12 protein-coding genes and 3 tRNA genes are annotated in these 20,778 nt (G+C 55.6%); 7 read left to right on the top strand and 8 right to left on the bottom strand.

What is annotated here, in order from left to right:
• Window positions 1-92 (bottom strand) — tRNA-Ser (locus IHN22_RS08190).
• Between the two features lie 601 nt (window positions 93-693).
• Here IHN22_RS08190 and IHN22_RS08195 point away from each other — a divergent pair.
• The 3 genes from IHN22_RS08195 to IHN22_RS08205 all read left to right on the top strand — a co-directional run bounded on the left by IHN22_RS08195 (window position 694) and on the right by IHN22_RS08205 (window position 1,696).
• Window positions 694-1,362: a cell wall hydrolase gene (locus IHN22_RS08195; protein WP_242955380.1), complete on the top strand. Its 669-nt coding sequence runs from the start codon at window positions 694-696 to the stop codon at window positions 1,360-1,362.
• 126 nt (window positions 1,363-1,488) lie between these two features.
• Window positions 1,489-1,576 (top strand) — tRNA-Ser (locus tag IHN22_RS08200).
• Between the two features lie 29 nt (window positions 1,577-1,605).
• A tRNA-Ser gene (locus IHN22_RS08205) sits at window positions 1,606-1,696 on the top strand.
• 39 nt (window positions 1,697-1,735) lie between these two features.
• Here the strand turns inward: IHN22_RS08205 and IHN22_RS08210 are convergent.
• The 6 genes from IHN22_RS08210 to IHN22_RS08235 form a co-directional block, all read right to left on the bottom strand.
• Window positions 1,736-2,656 carry a hypothetical protein gene (locus IHN22_RS08210; protein ID WP_191434690.1) on the bottom strand — a complete coding sequence of 307 codons (921 nt, stop codon included), beginning with the start codon at window positions 2,654-2,656 and terminating at the stop codon, window positions 1,736-1,738.
• Complete coding sequence (locus IHN22_RS08215; RefSeq protein WP_087272135.1) at window positions 2,634-2,876, bottom strand: helix-turn-helix domain-containing protein; 243 nt, start codon at window positions 2,874-2,876, stop codon at window positions 2,634-2,636. Before IHN22_RS08215 ends, IHN22_RS08210 begins: the two co-directional genes overlap by 23 nt.
• A 9-nt stretch (window positions 2,877-2,885) precedes the next feature.
• Window positions 2,886-3,857, bottom strand: coding sequence for a hypothetical protein (locus tag IHN22_RS08220; protein WP_191434692.1), 972 nt, complete (start codon window positions 3,855-3,857; stop codon window positions 2,886-2,888).
• 266 nt (window positions 3,858-4,123) lie between these two features.
• Window positions 4,124-8,191: an S-layer homology domain-containing protein gene (locus tag IHN22_RS08225; RefSeq protein WP_191434693.1), complete on the bottom strand. Its 4,068-nt coding sequence runs from the start codon at window positions 8,189-8,191 to the stop codon at window positions 4,124-4,126.
• Entirely contained in the window at window positions 8,188-9,342 is a 1,155-nt protein-coding gene (locus tag IHN22_RS08230) for a zinc-ribbon domain-containing protein (protein ID WP_191434695.1), read from the bottom strand. The genes IHN22_RS08225 and IHN22_RS08230 overlap by 4 nt, the downstream gene beginning before the upstream one ends.
• A 302-nt stretch (window positions 9,343-9,644) precedes the next feature.
• Window positions 9,645-10,490, bottom strand: coding sequence for a tyrosine-type recombinase/integrase (locus IHN22_RS08235; RefSeq protein WP_191434697.1), 846 nt, complete (start codon window positions 10,488-10,490; stop codon window positions 9,645-9,647).
• Between the two features lie 211 nt (window positions 10,491-10,701).
• On the opposite strand from IHN22_RS08235, the gene IHN22_RS08240 reads away from it, so the two are divergent.
• The 3 genes from IHN22_RS08240 to IHN22_RS08250 all read left to right on the top strand — a co-directional run bounded on the left by IHN22_RS08240 (window position 10,702) and on the right by IHN22_RS08250 (window position 18,784).
• Window positions 10,702-12,933 (top strand): DUF3160 domain-containing protein, encoded by a 2,232-nt coding sequence (locus IHN22_RS08240; protein WP_191434699.1) that lies wholly within the window; start codon window positions 10,702-10,704, stop codon window positions 12,931-12,933.
• Window positions 12,930-14,384 (top strand): CapA family protein, encoded by a 1,455-nt coding sequence (locus tag IHN22_RS08245; protein WP_191434701.1) that lies wholly within the window; start codon window positions 12,930-12,932, stop codon window positions 14,382-14,384. Before IHN22_RS08240 ends, IHN22_RS08245 begins: the two co-directional genes overlap by 4 nt.
• 341 nt (window positions 14,385-14,725) lie before the next feature.
• Window positions 14,726-18,784 (top strand): choice-of-anchor I family protein, encoded by a 4,059-nt coding sequence (locus IHN22_RS08250; RefSeq protein WP_300986031.1) that lies wholly within the window; start codon window positions 14,726-14,728, stop codon window positions 18,782-18,784.
• Window positions 18,785-18,857: 73 nt separating this feature from the next.
• On the opposite strand, the gene IHN22_RS08255 is transcribed toward IHN22_RS08250, so the two are convergent.
• Window positions 18,858-19,529: a metallophosphoesterase gene (locus IHN22_RS08255; RefSeq protein ID WP_191434704.1), complete on the bottom strand. Its 672-nt coding sequence runs from the start codon at window positions 19,527-19,529 to the stop codon at window positions 18,858-18,860.
• A 535-nt stretch (window positions 19,530-20,064) separates the two neighbouring features.
• Between IHN22_RS08255 and IHN22_RS08260 the strand changes: the two genes are divergently transcribed.
• Window positions 20,065-20,778, top strand: a 714-nt coding sequence (locus IHN22_RS08260) for a hypothetical protein (protein ID WP_191434706.1), incomplete at its 3' end; no start/stop codon positions are given.

A 20,778-nucleotide genomic window follows, 5' to 3' on the forward strand; every position in this document is an offset into this window, starting at 1 on the left:
TGGCGGAGAGAGAGGGATTCGAACCCTCGAGACGCTATTAACGCCTACACGATTTCCAATCGTGCGCCTTCGACCAACTCAGCCATCTCTCCATGGTGAGTGCTCTACAAGTTGACTGCATAGGACAGGCAACGGACTATATTATAGCAGATTTTTTTGCTACGTCAAGGGGTAAAATGAAAAAAAGAAAAAATTTTGATTTGATGGGGCGGAAGGCGAAAACTGGGGCTCTGCGCGCGGCTATAGGAAGCGTGGGCCAGACTATAAAATCAAGCAGGGAATTGTGGTAAATCAACAGAGAGTTTCAGGGAGAAACATATGGTAAAAGACTGTTTCTTTTTGTTATTTTTTGTATCCATCTTTGGTTACATAATTCAATAAAATGTTTACTTGGCGAAAAAATTTAAAAGCTGAATCCGTTGTGCTGCAATGGATTCAGGAAAAACGGGAAAATTTCCTATTGACTTTTTAGCTTGAAAGTGGTTACAATGTGGTTACAAAAAGATGAACAACAAGTAACAGTCTGTAACAGGAGGATTCCTAACAATGAAAAAACGAGCCCTTTGCGCGCTCGCAAGTCTGGTCCTTTGTGTGTCTTTAACCGGGCCTGCGTACGCTGCTGAGAGCGGCGTCAGCTTTGAAGTAAATGGTACGTCCCTGGTGACTGAGTTTGCCACCAAGGTAGAAAATGAAATGACGTACGTCTCCTATTGGCCTATCGTGCAGGCCCTTTATCCTGAAGCTGTGGCCGTGTGGAACAATGGCCAGGCGGAGGTTACCGCCCCCGGCCTGAAGCTGCAGATCGCCCCCGGCGCCAAGTATATTGTGGCCAACGGCCGGTACCTGTATGTGCCCGATGGCGTGAAGCTGGAGAATGGTGTGGTGCTGGTGCCTGTCCGCACCCTGTGTCAGGCCTTGGGTGCCAAGGTGGTTTGGAACGGTGCAGAGAGCGTGATCGAGATCACTTCCGGCAGCGGTCCTATTGCTTCCGGTGACAGCTTCTACGACCAGGAGGATCTGTACTGGCTCTCCCGTATCATTTACGCTGAGAGCGGCAACCAGTCTCTGGAGGGTAAGATCGCTGTGGGCAACGTGGTGCTCAACCGTGTGGCCAGCCCTCAGTTCCCCAACTCGGTCTACAGCGTGATCTTCCAGCGGAATCAGTTCACGCCGGCTTCCAACGGCCGCATCAATCGTACCCCCACTGCGGAGTGCGTCATCGCCGCCAAGCTGGCTATGGAGGGTACTAATACCGCAGGCAATGCCCTATACTTTATCAATCCCTCCATTTCCTCCAGCCGCTGGTTCAGCCGCAACTGCACTTATGTTGCTACCATCGGCGCCCACGCGTTCTTCGCATGATGAGTTATGCCGCCGCGCAGACAGCGCGGCGGCATTTTTTATGTTTTTGAAGAAAATGAAAAAAGAGATTGACAAGTAGGGAACTATATTGTATAATCTTTTTTGCATTTGACCTGGACAGGACGTGGAGAGATGTCCGAGTGGTTGAAGGAACCGGTCTTGAAAACCGGCGATGTGGAAGCATCCGTGGGTTCGAATCCCACTCTCTCCGCCACACTTTTATAAGGTATGTTCATTCGGCACGCAGAAGTACCCAAGTGGCCGAAGGGGCTCCCCTGCTAAGGGAGTAGGGCGGGAAACCGTCGCGAGGGTTCAAATCCCTCCTTCTGCGCCAACAAGCCGCAAGCGTAATCGCTTGCGGCTTGTTTTTTGTTTATTCAGATATTGTTTGAATCATAACCTGGACGCCAATTCCGCGCTCATCGAGGAACCAGAGATCTCCGGTGAAGCTGCCGTCTGGCTGGGGAGTGAGGGTAGTATAGGTCTGGCCGTCCCGTTCCTCATCCTGACGGATCAGGATGCAGTCTGTACCCTCCGCCAGAGGAAGCTGATAGCTGCCGTCGGTCAGGGCCAGGGCCTCCGCCTCGGTCAGCGTAGTCTGGTCCAGAAGCGTACCGTTCTCATCCAGTTGGAAGAAGGTGCAGGACTCCAACCGGGGGATCTCTTCCATACGCAACTCCACGGAGAGAGCATCTTGTAGAGTGCTGCCGTTGATGGTGGAGGTATATTTGGTTTCCTGTTTGAGGATAAAGCCGCCGCTACCGTAGGACTGTCCCCGGGTCAGATAGAGGGAGCCGTATTCCCGCTGATAGACCTGGAAGGCAGTCCAAATGTAATCCTGCTGGCTCAGAGCTGGAGTGGTGGCGGGACCAAAATACAGTTTGCCGGAGAGAGAATGGGTGGTCCCGGTATCTGTGATATGGGTGTTATGGACCACCTCCGCCACGTCGCTTTGGAACGCAACCGTGGCGGAATAGGGGTCCTCCGGGTCGGTGGGGGGAAGAAAGTCAAAGAAGAGAGCCTGCCCCTCCAGATCGGTGAAAGCATATCTGCCGTCGCTCTGGCGTTGGGCGTTCAGAATTTTCGTGTCCCCATAGGTCTCCCAGTTCCCTCCAAGCTCATAATCCGCAGTAGGCCGGAGGACCATGTAGTAGCCTACCCAGCGGTCCTGGGCCGGGTTTTGGGCTTCCGGCCGGGCCAGGCTGACCGGCCGGAGCAGCACCAGCAGCAGAACAATGGCGATCCCTACAGCCGGGATCAGGAACCGTCGGTCAGGGCGTCTCTTTGCCGTCATCATCCTCATCCTCCAATCGTCCATCAAAGCGCAGGATATCCCCCACGTCACAGTTGAGGTAGTAACAGATTTTGTTGATGGTGTGAAAACGTACGCCGTTGGCCTTGCCGGAGCGCAGGATAGACAGGTTGGCCTCGGTGATGCCAACCTTGGCGCACAGCTCCTTGGCAGTCATATGGCGGTCTTTCAGAATTTCGCTCAGATGTACAGTAATGGCCATAGCGGCACCTCAGATAATGGATTGGTTGTCCTCCTGGAGTTCTTTGCCCTGCTGGAGGCAGCGGCACAGCAAGTAAAGAGCGGCGGCCAGCACCAGAGAGGACAGAGGAATATACACCTGAAAATGGGACTGGAGCGGGAACGCCAGGAAGGTAAGCTGAAACAGATTTTTCAAAACGGTGAGCAGGGCGGACCACACCACCAGCTGCCGGCACCAGGAGGCCGTGAGGGCACACCGCTCCACAGCCTCCTGGCTGAACAGCCCCGTTTTCAGCACGGCGGTGAGAGAGGCTGCCTGAGCCAGCAAAAAGGCGGTGAACAGGTCGGCCACCAAAGGCAGAAGCATCAGAATAAACTGGAGGATGAGTCCGGCGGTGACAGCGTCGTTCATACTGTTGGTATTAAGGATCAGCTCATAACTGGATGGGCTGTTCAGCGAGGCCTGGACGGCCTGGCTGACAAACGCGCTGATCCGGCTGTAAGCCGTTCCAAAGGCCGCCAGCAGGGCGCAGGCCCACAGCAGGATGCGGAGTACCCCAGCCAACTGGCCGGCCTCCTGGCCCTCCAGCCGCCGCAGCACCCGCAGGACCAGCCAGGCTGCCAACAGGGAGAGATAGACGCACGGGGAGACGAAGGGCCATATTTCCGGAAGCTGCATGGGGAGCAGGGTGGGGTTGACAGAGAAAAACACCATGCAGAAGCCCACACCACAGGTGGGCAGCAGCAGCCAGTCTTCCCATACCAAGGGTCCCCGGTTCTTGGGCAGAACCAGAAGCAGCAGTGGCAGAAGGGTGACCGCCAGGGTGATTGCCCAGGCCCCCGTGTTGCCCCAGGGACCGGACAGGGAGAGCTCCCGCAGCCCCTGGCCCGGAGCAGAGAGCAGGCCTGGCAGTCCCTGCGGATCATAGCACGACAGAGCAAGGGCGGTTAGTCCTCCGACCAGAGCGGCGCATAGAAGGATCAGGATATGCTTGCGTGTCATGGTACTCACCTCAAATTATTGTTTTATTATAATTCCACCTTGAGCATAGCAGAATAATTATTGTTTGTCAATAATTATTGAGGCGAGAACGGAAGAAATATGGCGAGCGGCTTTGCACTACGACACCGAATCAACTGCGGGAACAATGGAAAGACCATTGAACCGTTTCCGGATGTAAAAAGGTAATTTGCCATGAAAAATGGCGGCACCCAATGTTGGGTGCCGCCATTTTTTGAGCTTTGTAAGTAGGGGTGGATGTGTTCAAGTCAGGATTCCCAGGTCTCCTGGCTGCCGGACTTGACATACTCGTGAGCATTGGTGGCCTCAGCGATATCGTAGTAGGCCCAGTTGTCCTTGTCCACATCGCAGAACTTGCGGAGCTGGTCACCGTGCTCGTCCACATAGTCCTCATCAGCGCTGCGGCCCAGCATCCGGTTGGTGATGACGGTGACCTCGGCGCGGGTGATGGTCTGATAGGGACGGAAGGTTCCGTCGGTAAAGCCGTTGATCCAGCCGTACTGGATGGAGCCGACTACTACATCATAGAACCAGTCGTCCTCGTCCACATCGGAGAAGATGTTCTCGCCTTCGGTGCTCAGGTCGCCGAAGCGCATCCCGATGGCGGTGAATTCCGCACGGGTAATGACGCGGGTGGGCTCAAAGCGGTCGCCGCCCACGCCTTCCAGGATGCCGATGGAGGCCAGGGTGTTGACAGCGTCAGCGTACCAGGCGTCAGCGGGCACGTCGGAGAAGGTGACGGTCTGGGTCACGTCCTTGTCCAGCAGCAGGTTGTAGAACATCTGAGCGGCCTCAGCGCGGGTCATATTCTGGCTGGGACCGAAGCAGCCGTTGGGGAAGCCCTGCAGGTATGCCAGATGATCCTTGGTGTTGAGCCAGTCGGACACACCGGTGTCATCGGGAGTGGGAGGCAGCTGACGGAAGGAGACGGAGATGGTGTGCTTCTCCTTCACATTCTTAAAGGTGTAGCTGTCCACAGCGCCTACGCTCTCGCCGTCCACCAGCACGTCGTCGATCTCATAGCCCTCGTCGGCCTTCATGGTGAAGGTCTTATCGCTGCCGCGGGAGACCAGCACGGAGCCCTTGGGGGAGATGGTGCCGCCCTCACCGGCGCTGGCAGTGATGGTGTAGCGGGTAACGCTGGGGATATCAGATTCCTCCCAAATCAGTGCAAAGGGGGAGAAACCGCCGGAACCGACCTTAAAGACAATGTGAGTATCTGTTTTCTCCAGGATGCTCACTTCAGATACCGTACAGCCTGCAATGTCTCCTGCAACTTCATTGGAGGCCATATCGCGGTGGAGACCCTCAAAGTGAAGCAGCGTAAACTCTGTGTCTTTGTTTGTGCCGGCGGGATAAGGCCAGGAAAGGGTAACATCGGCAGAGGCCTTAACCCATGTGTTTCCGTTGTGCCTGTCCACCAGATCCAGATACTTCATCTCATAATTGCGGATCATTCCTTCCGGAACAGGTTTGTCCAAGGTCTGATCGGCTTTATCCTCAAGCAGCTGAGTGCGATTGGACTCGCTGGAGGTGCTCTCGATGATGTCGTCAAACAGCAGGGCAATGCCAGTGGAATCAGTCACCGACACATTGCTGTCATTGATGGTAAATGTGACGCCATCATCGGCGGTGACTCCGGCTTTGCCGCTGGTGGCAGGCTGATTCAGGTCTGCATACTCTACCTTACTGGTCGTGCCTCGGACATTCAGAATGCCGGTATTGGAGATCACGCCGTAAGTCTCCCCGGAGGTGTTGCCCTGATCAACGGCATAGACCTTTCCCTGGTTCACAGCGCCGGGATAGATGCCCATGTTGAAGTGCTTATTGACTTCAAGCCCAACTGTAAATTGGTCGCTGACAATGGCTTTTCCCGTGTCATCGGTGAACAGCAGGCGAACAGGGTCCTGTCCATCCGTGTCCGGAACGATTTTATAAATGTCTGTGGCTGTTTCGTTATACCGGACGACTTTCCAAACCTTTCCGCTGCCTTCTTCTTTAAACCGGATATCGGTGGGGTCCAGGCCTTTCTTGGCATCAATGCGGAAGCCGAATTCCGGCAGGGAGGTGCTGCTGGTGATGGTGCCGTCCTCTGTGACATGGTTGGAGCCCTGCTCACCGCCCATATACACGGTGATATCGGCAGGATTGATGGTGACATAGTATTTGTCCTCGGCCACAAAAGCCAGCGCATAGGAAGTGCCCGGCGTCAGATCGGTCAATGTCACATCAAGGGTCTCACTGTTGACCAGAGGAAGCAGGGTCAGCGTTGCGCCGTCTGCGGGGGTGCCATCGTCCTTCAGCGGGATATAGCCCACGTGCAGGCCGATACCCTTATCAACGGAATAGGGTCTGGGCATCGAGAAGTGCAGGGTTTCCGAGTCAGCTTTAAACCAGAGAGCATTGCCCTTAACGGCCCAGTTGGCCTGATCCTCGCCGGCCTTGACCAAGGCTTCAATTTGGGATTTAGCGGTGCTGGAGGCGGTACCTAGCCACAGGGAAGGGTAGGTCTCATCCAGGGTCAGTGTACCAAAAGAGGTATTCACAGTCGCCTTTCCCTGGAGTATGCCGGATGCGATGTAGATGTTTTCGTTGGCATCCTTGGCGGAGCCGCCAGAGGCGGAAATCTGATAGGTCGTTCCGTTGTCAGAAATGGTGCCGCCGTTGAGGCGTACCTTGGATTCACCTGTAACCGTATATTTGAGGCCAGAAGAATTGCCGGAGATGGTGCCGCCGTTCATCACGAATTCGACGCCTTTGAAACCGGATTTGCCGGTTACCTCAACACCAACTCCGTTACCGGAGATAGTGCCGCCGTTCATGGTAAAGAGAGAACCATTGTTGACACGAACGGCAACGCCGGTGCCAAACAGGCCGGCGCCCTTGGTGCCGGAGATCTCTGCGCCTTCTTCCATAGTGACTTCCGGACGGCCGCCGGACTGGTTGGCAATGTAGAGCACGGTGCCCTTATTGTTTAAGATTTTGCCGCGAATGGTGTACTTGGAGCCGTTGTTGGTGTACAGCACCTGGCCGTCCGTCAAGCCTGCACTGGAAACGCAATCTTGTACAACGCCGGTGGGGCCAATCTCAATGTGGCCGTACCAGGAACGCATGACGGGATTGTTTTCCACTTTTTCCACGGTGCCGTTGACCAGGGCGGTATGCTGATAATCTTTTCCCATATCGTCCATGTAAAGGGCCATGGTTCCTTTGATGTTGGTGATTTTGGCTCCGTTCTGCATATCCAGATCACTGGAATATATACCAACTGCGGAACCTTGATTGGCACTGGTATTAAAGTCCCGGATTTCGCAGGAAGCGGTCAGGGTGATATCCGAATCACCGCGGCCATGAACCGCCAAGCCTGCGGTGCCCTGCCACATATCAGCGTCTGCTTTGATATTGAAAATATCGCCGCTGATGGTGGCAGAACCGCCGTCCACACAGACGGCACGGCCCACGATATCCCGGATAACAGCGCCGTCGTTCATGGTAATGCCGGTGCCCTGCACCCATACGGCGCCCACGGGGCCAATGCTTCCGGAGGCACCCTTGATTCGGTCTTTTACGGTGTCGTCGCAGATGACGCTGCCCTCTTCCATGGTCAGAGAGGCGCCGGCGATGACGCGGACTGCAGACATACCGCCGAAGTTCTTCAGGGTCGCGCCGCTGCCCAGAATGATCTTAGCCTGGGCACTATCTGTGCCATAGGCTGCGATCATGGCATCCTGCACACAGGAACTGTTTCCACTGGGGTCTCCACTGCTGTTGGCCTGGGTAAAAATGGTTCCTTCATACCGACCGGCATCATCTAGAGTGACATTTTCCAGCGTGACCGAAGCTCCTTTTCCGGCGGGAACCGTAACCTCGATCATGGCGGGGTTATAGGTAGAGCGGGCGTTATCTTGTATCTGGCTAAAACCATCCGTGCGGGTAATGGTATGACCATTACCATTAATCGTCACGTGCTTGTCCGCGATACGAGCGCACACATTAGCGTCAAGGTCGGATCTTACTTCAATGATAAAGTTTGAAGTGCTGGTATCGTTGTTGATTTCGGACACTGCCTTTGCCAGCGAGGCATAGGGGTTCGCCTGTGATCCATCGCCGGTCTCATCGTCGCCCTCCTCAGATACATACACAGTCTTAGCCGGTTCGGGCTCCGGCTCATTGACCGGTGCGGGGTCTGCCAAGGTATCTGCTGCCGTGTTGGGTGTGTTCTCCGGCTCCTCAGCCAAAGCTACCACGGGGAAAAGACTCAGCAGCATGGCGCAGGTAAGCACTAAGCTCAGAATATGCCGAGTGATCTGTTTCATCTGCTTTCCCTCCTATGTGAGATGTGTGCGTCTCTATGCACCTGAAATAAAGACGGTGTTGCTTTGCGGTGCGGTTGTTTGGGTATGTTGCCTGCACATACTGGGCAGCCGCACCGTTTTAGTCCGGAACGGGAATAAATAACTGCTTTCCAGGCGTGGCCTAATGAGCATTCCCACCAGACCATGCGGTGAGAACTGGCTGTTACCATCTCAGGCGTCAGGTGGCCATTTAGTGTTGGATGCCACTGAGCTGCCAGCTCAGGATCCACGGTAGCCAGATCATTAAATTCGGCCAGAACCTTTTTTCCGGCGCAATAAGGACAGCCGCTGATTCGAATGGTTCTTGCTCCAATGACAGCCTGATAGGAATGTCCCAGTTCACATTGCCACCAGACCTTACGGTTTGAGTAAGGAGAAACCTGGTGGGGCGTCAACGTTCCGTTCCGTGTGGGATGCCACTGCTTTGCAATCTCCGGGAACAGACTGGCCAAATCATTTTCACCGGGGAGGACCCGTTTCCCGGCGCATATGGGACAGCCGTTTCCAGAGACCCGAGCGGCTACTTCCGCCTGCCAGGTATGTCCCTTGGAACACAACCACCAAACTTTACGATGACTTCCAGGCAGGACCTGCCTGGGAGTCAAAGTACCATTACACGTAGGATGCCATTGCTGTGCCAACTCTGGATGGACAGTATTCAGGTCGTTTTCTCCGGGTATCAGCATCCGATTGGCACAGACGGGGCAGTTACAGCCGCTGACTCTGGATTTGATCTGAGCCTGCCACTCATGGCCCTTTGGACAAAGCCACCATACTTTCCGGTGGCTGCCGGGAAGGACCTCTGTTGGCAGTAAAGGTTGGTTTTTTACTGGGTGCCACTGACGAGCCAGGGCGGGATATTGGGAAGCCAGGTCGGTTTGACCGGGGACAGGGCGGGTACCTGCGCAGTATGGGCAACCGGATCCACCGCTGGTACGGGCGGTTGGCGTTGCGGACCATATGTGCCCATGCTCGCAGTGCCACCAGACTTTCCGCTTGCTGCCATAGCTAATCTGATCTGGAGTAACGGCTCCGTTGCGAACGAAATCCCACTGCTTGAGCAGGGTGTGTGCCCCTGTTCTCATACAATATGCGTGAAGTGTTTCCTGCATATCGACCTCCCCTCTCTGGACAGAATCTATATTCTGTCTGTTCCCGGGGACCCAAGGCTGTAATAACCTGTCGAAAAACAAAACGATGTTATCTTAAGCCTGTTCCGTAACCTCGGGATAGGCTTAAAATGGCATATAAAATAGACGGCAAACACTTGCTTTGGGAATCTAAGATGCCGTTTATGGGACAATTATATTGATTTATGTAAGTCAGACTGGTATAATATAGGAGACGGTGTAGCTATATTGGCCAGTATTTTGTGTTATCTATTTTTCTAACATGACAGAATATAGATTCCGTCCTATTGAACAAGATTTAGCTGCTCCAGCATTCGGGTATGCTCTGCACCGGTAGAGACCAGATAGATTCGAGTAGTTTCAATGGCAGAGTGGCCTAAGACATCAGCAAGCTTAACTACATCCCGGCAGGCATTGTAAAATGTCCGGGCGAACAGATGCCGCAAATTGTGGGGAAAGACTTTGCTGGTTTCCACGCCTGCTTTTTTGCAAAGTGCTTTCATTTCTGACCAAATTTGCTTTCGGGAAATAGTACGTCCACTTCTGGTGAGAAACAGCTCACCGGAAGTGATTTTGTTTTTTTGAGCGTATTTTTTCAGCTTTCGGCATAGCTTGCCGGGGATGAGAATGGTGCGGATCTTTCCCTTCAGAAAAACCTCGGCCTTGCTCTGGTGAACGGCATCTAGCGTGATATATTTTACTTCCGAGACTCGGATACCTGTGGCGCAAATAGTTTCAATCAATAAGGCCAACCGTTCATTTCCCTGGCGTACAGCGGCGGCGATTAGCCGACCGTATTCGTACCGGTTCAGCTCACGGTGATCTTCCCGGAACAGCTGCCGCTGTAGCTTAAGATGTTTAACTCTGCAATCCTGCCATCCGCAGTAGGACAGGAAACGGTCCAGTGCGGTCAGTTTGCCGTTGATGGTGGAGGGATGGTACTGGTGGGAAAGCAAGTATTCCTTCCACTGTGATACAGCGGTTTTTGACACTTGAGCGCCGGAAAGCCAGAGGAAGAATTGCCGCACTTCCCGGAGATATTTTTCTAGTGTGGCGTCGCTGCGTTCTTCCTCACGCAGATATTGTGCAAAGCGGTCAAGTAGTTCGATAGTCATGATTCGGTTAGCCATAATATCCTCCTTTGTTAGACGGTTGTTTTAGTTTTCCTTGTCTTTGGGTAGTTATTCCCAGCAGTCCGAAGTGGGTGGAAAAGAAAGTGTATAAGTTTCTTTGGATTAGAACTATTTATTCTTCTCGGGACGAAATGTGTGTGGTATACTGACCTTGCAAAGGAAATCTATGCCAGATCTTTTTTAAACTGATTGACAGGGAGGAATTATTATGTACTGGAATCGAAAGGATCTCCGGTGTAGGCGGAGAAAACCGACTCAGATTACGGCGGCCCTGACCGCCGGCGTACTGCTGCTCACCTCCACTGGCCTTTTGTCTGGGTGCAGCAGCAAACTACCGGACTCCATGGAGCAAAAGTTCCCCATCTCTGAAGAGGAGCATACCCCCAATACCAATCCCATTCAATCCCTATCCCGCATTCAGCTGCTGAACTTTGCCGGGGCAGAGGAGGCCCAGATAACCCCATCAGTACCGGCCTATACCGTGGCGCCGGGGCTGACCAATGTGATGAACACGGACCAGTTCTATCTCTCCGATGACGCGGTGAATAAACTGGAGGAGAACCTGTTTGTGGTGACTAATAGCTATGGTCATGAATTTTTTGAGGTGTATGAGAGCAACCGGTACAACCTGGTTCCTAACTTTGTAACCGTGGATTCCATGATGCATACCTATCACCTGTATTTCAGCCTGCTGCTCAGCCGGACGGAAAAGAATTACCTGGCTGACGGTCTGCTTAATCTGAGCAAGGGAATGCTGGAGAGCAGTATGGCACAGTATGATGCCCTTGAGGGCAGCGAATGGGAGGAGGCTGCCCGCCGCAACGTGGCCTTCTTCGCGGTGGCAGCCGTGCTGCAGGACCCGTCGGTCCGGATCCCTGATTACGCTGCTGATCTGGCAGAGGCGGAGGTAGACCGGATCAACGCCGCTGCCGGCATTGATACCTGCGGGATCAGTGAGACTTTTATGGACTACACTCAGTTCATCCCCCGGGGATACTACGAGGGCGACCAGGTGCTGGAGCAGTACTTCCGTGCTATGATGTGGTATGGACAGGTGAACTTTGGCCAGAAGGACGAGGACATGAGCCGCAGCGCACTGCTCATGAATTTGGCCATGGCTGACGGCAATCAGTCTGACTGGGAGATGATCTACACAGTCACCTCCTTCTTTGCGGGAGCCAGCGACGATCTGAGCTACTATGACTATAGGCCCGCCATTGAAACGGCTTACGGTGGCCTTCCGGCAGCGGTCGATCTGCCGGGCGGCGACAAGGCTTTTGATGCCTTTGTGAATGCCATTGAGGCAATGGACCCACCGGCCATCAACTCTGTGCCAGTTTGGGACGGAACGGAGGATATCCAGGAGCTGAACAAGGGTTTCCGTTTCATGGGTCAGCGCTTCACCATTGACGCTGCCATCATGCAGAAGCTGGTGTACAGCCAGGTGAAGGAGACAGCTGGCGGAGACAAACGGATGCTGCCCGACGTGCTGGATGTGCCGGCGGCTATGGGCTCTGATTTGGCTCTGGATCTGCTGAGTCAGCAGGGTGCTACCCAATATCCGGGCTTTACGGAAAACATGGACCGGCTCCGGAGCACCATTGCCCAGGCTCCGGAGTCCGCATGGAACGCCAGCCTCTACTCCAGCTGGCTGTATACCCTGATGCCTCTGTTGGAGGAAAAGGGAGAGGGGTACCCCTCCTTTATGACCAGCCAGGCCTGGCAGCAAAAGAGCCTGGAGACCTTTGCAGGCAGCTTTACCGAGCTCAAGCATGATACCGTCCTCTATGCCAAGCAGGTCATGGCAGAGATGGGCGGCGATTATATCGAAGAAGTGGATGACCGGGGTTATGTGGAGCCGGAGCCGGAGGTATTCCGCCGGTTCTATCTGCTGGCCCAGCAGACTGCCGAGGGGCTGGACAAGTACGGGCTCATCAATGATGAGGATAAGGAGAACCTGTTCCGCCTGGCGCAGCTGGCCAAGCAGCTCCAGACCATCTCGGAAAAGGAACTGCGGAACGAGACCCTGACCGACGAGGAGTATGAGCTGATCCGCACCTATGGCGGCAATCTGGAGCACTTCTGGATCGAGGCGGTCAAGGACAAAGCGGAGAGCGACTACCTGGAGACCCAGGAGATCCCCGCCTCGCTGGTGACCGATATTGCTACCGATCCCAATGGTACGGTGCTGCAAATTGCAAACGCCATGCCTCAGGAGATCGTGGTGGTGGCGCCCGTGGACGGGACCCTGCGGCTGGCCTCCGGTGCAGTGTACGACTTCTATCAATTTACCTGGCCGATGGAGCAGCGCCTGACCGATACCCAGTGGCGGCAGATGATCGGCGAGTGGGTTGGCCCCGACGGCAACTATAACTGGGAGGGCAGAGACAGCCTGGTCAAGCCCACCTGGACAGAAAGCTATCGGAGCAATTCATGGTGAGACGGAGGCTCCTGGCTGCGCTGGCAGTTGGCGCCTGTCTGCTGGTAATCGGCCTTTGGTGGGCTGCCCAAGAAGACGACCCGCCGGAGTGGGTGGTCTGGCATACAGCTGATCTGGCCGGAGAACCTGCTTGGGGCGAGCCGGAGCGTATTACCCTGGAGAACCGGCGGGTAGCTTTGTGGAGCGGAGATGAAAAGGTCTGGCAGTCGGAACCGGACGAGCCGGTTCAGGATGTGCTTTGGTGTGATATCGACCACGACGGACGGCGGGAACTGATGCTCCTGTGCTGGCGGCAGGGCCGCTATGGGCAGAGCCGTCCTTTCTGGGAGGAGGAGACGGAGGAGCAGGTCTGGTCCCAGCACATCTTCATCTACGACTGGACTGGGGAGACCGCCAAACCCATCTGGATGGCCTCTGACCTTGGGGTGGAGGTGAAGAGCTGGTCCTTTACGCCGGAAAACCGTCTGACCCTGGAGGAGCGATCCGGTCGGGTAAGTGCCTGGGACTGGATCTCCTGGGGACTCAGCACCCTGCCGGAGCGGCCGGAAACGGCAGAGCTTACCGTGGCTGCTCTGGGGGAAAATCTGATCCACCGTCCCATCTATGACTATGGTCTGCGAAAGCTGGACGGCAATTTTGACCACCTGTTTACCGGGGTGGCGGAGGAACTGGCCCGGTATGATGTGACCTGCCTTCATCAGGAGACCATCTATGTGGACCAGCGCCAGGACTACAGCGATTATCCTACCTTCGGTACACCGGTAGAGGTGGGCGAGGCGGTAATTCGTGCTGGCTTCGATATCGTGAGTTGCGCCAGCAACCATGCCCTGGACAAGGGGACCGATGCCATCGATCTGACGGCAAATCTCTATCGGAAGGCCGGGATACTCTGTCCCGGTATCCAACCGGTGGAGGATGGCAGCTATCAGCCCTACCAGCTGCTGGAGCGGCAGGGCATCACCTGTGCCGTGCTCAGTTATACTCAGATGACCAATGGCCACGCGCTGCCGGAGGAGGCGCCCTATGTGCTCCATACTCTGGAGGATGAGGACCTGGTGCGCCGGGACCTGACAGCTGCGGCAGAGGCGGCGGACTTTGTGCTGGTATTCGTCCATTGGGGCACTGAGTATGCGGCGGAACCCGACGAGACTCAACGCTACTGGGCGCAGGTTTTTGCCGACTGCGGTGCTGATGTGGTGCTGGGTACCCATCCCCATGTGCTCCAACCTTACGAGTGGGTGACCGGGACGAGCGGGCAGAGGACGCTGGTGTACTATTCACTGGGAAATTATATTTCGGCCCAGACTGACGAGGCCTGCCGCCGGGGCGGGATGGCCTACTTTACCCTGAACCGGGTGGGGGGGCAGTGCAGTGTCACCGACTGGGGCATGAAAACGGTACTCACCCAACGGGAAAACGGCATCTATACTACCCTTATAGAGCATACATAACCACAAGAAACCGATAAAGCAACATCCGGCTCTGACACGAGAGTGTGTCAGGGCTGGATGTTGTTTTTTGTCAACCGGATGGAATAGAAGTACCTTACACAAGCTTTACAGGAGCTTAACGGGATGTGTATAGATAAACGGAGGGACCGGTGCTAAACTTTCAACTGCGCGATAAAAAATATATTGCACAGACCGCGGAAGTCAAAAGAGGTCCGCAAGGGCAGCAAAGCAAATTGGCAGACGAGTCGGTGTTTCGGCTCGTTTGTTTTTAATTTGTACGCTGTAGTGAACTGGGCAACTGCACCGGTTAGGAACCTGGACCCGGCAGAAGGAGAATGAAGATGAAGCTTAATGTCAAACGATGGGGTTCTCTGGCGCTGTCGCTGCTGATGGCGACGCAGACAGTAGGGATTGCCTCGGCCTTTGCGGCAGAAACGGACCAGTCGCAGCAGCTGACAATGTTGGAGAAGGTGGACGGGAGCCAGTATACGGATACTGGCAAACTAGTTTATGAGGCCACGGGTGAGGAAAATGGTTCTGCCAGCCTGGATCTGACCAAGGTCGCAGGTTATGAAGCTGGTGAATTCAACGTGGATGGCGGCGTGATGGAGATCGTCTCCTACAACACCGTCACCGGTTGGGCCTATGCCGTCAACGGCCAGTCCGGCCTGCTTACTGCCATCTCCCTCAAGACCCTGGAGGAGAAGGATACCGTGGACCTGCTGGACGGCAACGACATTGATGTGAAGGCCCTGGTAGAGGCCGCGGATGAGAACTTTGCCTACGGCGATATGACCTCTGTGGCCGTCTCCCCCGACGGCAAAGTGCTGGCCACTGCGCTCCAGGCTGAGGGTTATGCCGACAACGGCCGGGTAGCCCTCTTCACCTGCAACGCCGACGGTTCCCTGACCCTTCAGAAGCTGGTCACTGTGGGCGTGCAGCCTGACATGGTGACCTTCGCCGACAACAACACCGTCCTCACTGCCGACGAGGGCGAGCCCCGGCAGGGCTATGGTCAGGATATCGCCGACCCCAAGGGCTCGGTCAGCGTGGTGGACGTGGCTGCCGGCACCGCCACAGTGGTGACCTTTGACGCCTTTGATGCCCAGCGGGACCAGCTGGTGTCCGCCGGTATCGTCCTGAAGAAGGACACCGCTCCCTCCGTGGACCTGGAGCCCGAGTACATCGCTGTCTCCGGCGGCAATGCCTATGTGACCATCCAGGAGGCCAACGCCATCGCTGTGCTGGACCTGACCTCCAAGACCTTTACCGGCATCTACTCCGCCGGTTTTGAGGATTACAGCACCACCCCCGTGGATATCGACAAGAAGGATGGAGCTTACGGCCCCAAGACCTACGAGAGCCTGATGGGCATTCGGATGCCCGACGGCATCGCCGCCTTTGAGAAGGACGGCAAGACCTACCTGCTCACCGCCAACGAGGGCGACAGCCGGGAGTGGGAGGACTACCTCAATGAGGACGAGCGCAACTTCAAGGACGGCGACACCTCTCCTACCGGCGCTATCACCGCCGACAACTCCGGCCTCACCGGCAAGGTGGTCTTCTTTGACAGCTCCGATTACGACGGCCTGAAGGCCGACAAGGATTACCTCTTCGGCGGCCGCTCCTTCACCCTCTATGAGGTCACCGATGCCGGCATCCAGGAGGTCTACACCAGCGGCGACGACTTCGAGTCTCTCACCGCCCAGTATCTCCCCAAATACTTCAACTGCTCCAACGACAACGCGGAAGTGGATGACCGCTCCGGCAAGAAGGGCCCCGAGGCGGAGAGCGTCACCGTGGGCACCGTGGACGGCAAGACCTATGCCTTCATCGCCCTGGAGCGCACCGGCGGCGTGATGGTCTATGACGTTACCGATCCCGCCAATGTATCTTATGTGAACTACATCAACTCCCGGGACTTCACCTTCACCGTCCCCGGTTCCCAGGACGACGACAAGTTTGTGACCGGCGGAGACGTAGCCCCCGAGGGCTTCGCTTTCATTCCCGCCGGAAACAGCCCTACGGGGAAGGCCCTGCTGCTGACCGCCTGCGAGGTGTCCGGTACTGTGGCGGTATATGAGCTCACTTCCGGCACGGAAGTGCAGCCCCAACCGTATGATCTGAAAGTTGCCGTGATCTCCGATGACCATCTGTATGATGCTGATGTTCTGGGCAGCACGGGCGCGGCATTTGAGGCATATCTGGCTGCTGACCGCAAGATGCTGGTGGAGAGTGAGGTCATCCTGGATGCGGCTCTGGACAAGATCGCTCAGGGCGATGCCGAGTATCTGCTTATCCCCGGTGACCTGACCAAGGATGGTGAGAAAGTTAACCACGAGCTGCTGGCGGAAAAGCTGGCGGCCTTTGAGAAAGAAACCGGAATCCAGGTCTTTGTCATCAACGGCAACCACGATATCTCCAACGCCAACGCGGTAAAGTTTGTGAATGATGCGACCGAGCAGGTGGATACCATCGACACCGATGATTTCCGCAGCATCTATGCCCAGTTCGGCTATGATGAAGCTGTGGCCCAGGACAACAACTCCCTGTCCTACGCCGTCGATCTGGGCGACGACTACCGCCTCATCGTCATGGACAGCGGCATCTATAACGACGACAAGGAGAATCCCAACCAGGAGACCGCGGGCGAACTGGACGAGGAGACGCTGGACTGGGTGCTGGAGCAGATCCAGGACGCCATCCGGGACGGCCGCCGGCCCATTGGTATGATGCACCATGGCCTGGTGCCCCACACCTCCATTCAGCCCACCATGTTCTCCCAGTATCTGGTGAAGGACTATGAGACCGTAGCCGACACCCTGGCCGATGCCGGCATGAATCTGGTATTTACCGGACACTTCCACTCCCAGGACGTGTCCATGACCACCACCGAGCAGGGCAATGTGCTCTACGACGTGGAGACCGGCTCTCTGGTTACCAGCCCCTGTCCCATCCGGTATGTGACCCTGGGTGAGGAGAAGTTCTCCTACAGCACCGATCATATTACCGAGGTGGAGGACATTGATAACTTCCCTGCGTACGCTGGCGAATTCCTGATCAGCGGCATGGAGGGCCTGGTAGAAACCATGCTGCCCGCCGTGCTGATGCAGCAGAATCCTGAACTGACCTATGAGCAGGCAACGGCTCTGGCGCAGCAGCTGGCCAACACCGAGCTGGTTCCTGATAGCGGCATTACCGTCAAGTCTCTGCTGGCTGGCGCCTTTGCAGCCCACTACGCCGGTGATGAAAAAATGGACGAATCCACCGCTCAGATTGTGGCTGGACTGGAGGCGCAGAGCGGAGATAATCCGATCTATCAGCTGCTGGTCAGTACGGTGAAGGGGCTGTATACGGACTTTGAGCCTGCTGATTGCGTGGCTGCTGAACTGCCCCTGACCCAGCTGCCGGATTATCCTGATGAGGGCGGCTCCTCCGGCTCTGGTTCCTCTGGCAATAAGACGGAGACCACGACCAATCCTGATGGCTCGACCACTACCACTGTGACCCGGCCGGACGGCTCCATGACCCAGACCACCAAGGCCCCCAATGGTGCATCTTCTGTGGTGACCACAGATAAGAACGGTAAGGTGGAAGCTCAGGTTAAGCTGCCTGCCGCTGTGGTGAATGAGGCCGCTGAGACTGGCGAGACTGTGGCGCTGCCCATGCCGGCGGTTGCCGCAGCCGACGACAGTGCGGATGCAGCTTCCATCACTCTGGATCTGCCCGCTGGCACCACAGCCAAGGTGGAGATTCCTGTGGCCGATGTAACTGCCGGTACTGTGGCTGTGCTGATGAAAGCCGACGGCACCGAGGAAATAATCAAAACCACTTTGACCACCGAAACCGGCGTGGTTGTTACCCTGGCTGACGGTGATACCGTGAAGATCGTAGACAACAGCATGGACTTTACCGATGTGCCTGATACCCACTGGGGTGCTGATACCGTGGCTTTTGTTACCAGCCGCCAGCTCTTCCTTGGTACCGGCGAGACCACCTTCAGTCCGGAAGAGCATATGACCCGGGCAATGATCGTTACCGTACTGGCGCGCTATGCCGGTGTGGATACCTCTGACGGGGATAGCTGGTATGAGACCGGTGCTCAGTGGGCCGTGGAGAACGGTGTGTCCGATGGCACTGCTCTGGACAGTGCGCTGTCCCGCGAGCAGCTGATCACCATGCTGTGGCGGTTTGCGGGCAGCCCGGCGGTTGAGGGCGGCTTGAGCGACTATCCTGACAGCACTTCTGTCAGCAGCTGGGCGGCTCAGGCCATGACCTGGGCGGTGGATACCGGTATCATTACCGGTACCGGCTCCGGAATGCTGAATCCTCAGGGCACGGCCACTCGTGTGGAGGTAGCCGCTGTGCTGGCCCGTTTTGTGGAAGCTGTCAACCAATAAGAGAAGCAAAACTCATATAAAAAACGCAGGCAGCGCTTGAACTGGCGCTGCCTGCGTTTTATATGATTCTGAATTACAAGCGGGCCACTTCAGCTCCGCCTACATAGAATTCTGCCATATCCTCCAGCCTCAGACAGGCCAAACGGCGGTTTGGGGCTTTCAGATTCCCGCAGCCGCAGTCGATGTCGATGATCCCATCTCCGTGCCAGATGGACAGGTCTTCATCCGGCTTGCCGGTGAGAAATATGGTGGGCGTATGGCCCACGATACAGATCGTATCTGCATAAGGTGTAACGCTCGCTTTTTCAATCCGGCCCCAGATGCGAGTATCATGATCGTCGCCGGGACAGCCGTGAACCAGGTGGAATTTCTGTCCGGCCACGGTAAGCTCCCAATGATCCGGCAGACCGGACAGGAATCGCAGGATGCGGTTTCTGTCTCGAGGTGTGCGATGATAGAGCAGCTCCCTATAGGTGACCATTCCGCCATTGTCCCTCCACAGCGCCCGGGCACCAAATTCGTTGTGGGGGCCGAGGGTGCTCAGGCACATCTGCTCGTGATTCCCGAGCAGCAGCGTCATATTGGGTGCATCCATGATTTGCGCCAGCAGATCCACACCGGCAGGTCCCCGGTCGATTACATCCCCAATTATGTACAGCTGGTCACTGCTGGAAAAGTTGATTTGCTTCAGCATCTGCTCAAAGAAGTGCAGTTCCCCATGGAGATCTGACATACAATAGGTCACGGATATCCCCCCTGCGCTGAATAGAGTGACTGAATTTTATCACAGACTGCAAGGAGATACAAACTGCTGTTGGAAAGAGGCCGGCACTGAAAAATCACGGAACCGTGGGCAATTTCCAGCAGCTGGCCATAGCTGCCTTATCTCCTGCCCGTGCCTTCTGTATCAGCGCTTTCTCCATCTGCTTGCTCCTTTATTATGCTTTCAATTTGCTGCCGGCAGTTTGGTGCAGTTCTGACAGCTTCTCCGCATCCCTACGGCAAGAGCAAAAAGAAAAGCACCTGCATTTGCAGGTGCTTCTCTTTTTGTGGACCTAATCGGGATCGAACCGACGACCTTACGGATGCGAACCAGCCCCTGAAACTTTTTCCGAGCATTTCCGGCCATTTTTAACTGTTTCCGCTCCACTTTATCTTTGGCTTTCTTTGACCATTCGATTGCGCTGCCCTGTGCCGATTATCTGATGGCGGGTATTGCGGAGGTACTGGGCAAAGAGAAAATCGCGTCTCACCGTGAGACGCAAAATGGGAGGTGAATCATGCCGAAGTTAAAAGAGCGCAGTTCTGATGATAAAATCAAGCGTCCCGGTAAAGACCGGAAAGCAAATGGCCCCCTGCGGCAAATGACCGCCAAATTCCGCCGTAGGCTGGTGGAGCGTCAACGGGACAATAGCAGTACCGCAACACCCGACACCCAAGCGGCTGAACAGAGTGTCCAGGCGGGGATGGACGCTGTGGAAGAAGTGGGATACCGAGCCGAAAAGGCAGTTGATCGACTGCTGCACCCGGCGTACCGTCCCAAGTCCCGGAAGGAACAAATCAAAGAAGGCGGCCGCCATCCCAAGGAGAAAACGGATATGGTCCCATCTGCCAATGATACATTGAGAGATGGGAAAACCATTCATCCCAATACCCCGGACAGCTTACACAAGGGATCGCAGCTTACCCCGGAGACCCGGATGAAACAACAGGCCGTTGAGAAGTTGGAACGCTCCGTCAGAGCCGATCATCCAAAGAACGGCCAATTCCGGGAAGTCCCTCATTATGGCGGTACTCCCCAAAATACATACACCACAAAAAAAGAACACTCTCCCGGAAATCAATCCATCAATCCATCCATCAAGGAGCGCCCCCGGCGCTCCTCCGGGCCAAAAGAAAAGCCGCCCGGTGGGGCATTTACACCCAAGACACGAAAAGCTATGGACAAATCCGCCCAGGTATCAACGAGTGCGGTCAAAACAACTGCCCGAAAG

Origin of the sequence: Flavonifractor sp. An112 (genome assembly GCF_904377885.1) — a bacterium.
GTDB classification, from domain to species: domain Bacteria; phylum Bacillota; class Clostridia; order Oscillospirales; family Oscillospiraceae; genus Flavonifractor; species Flavonifractor avicola.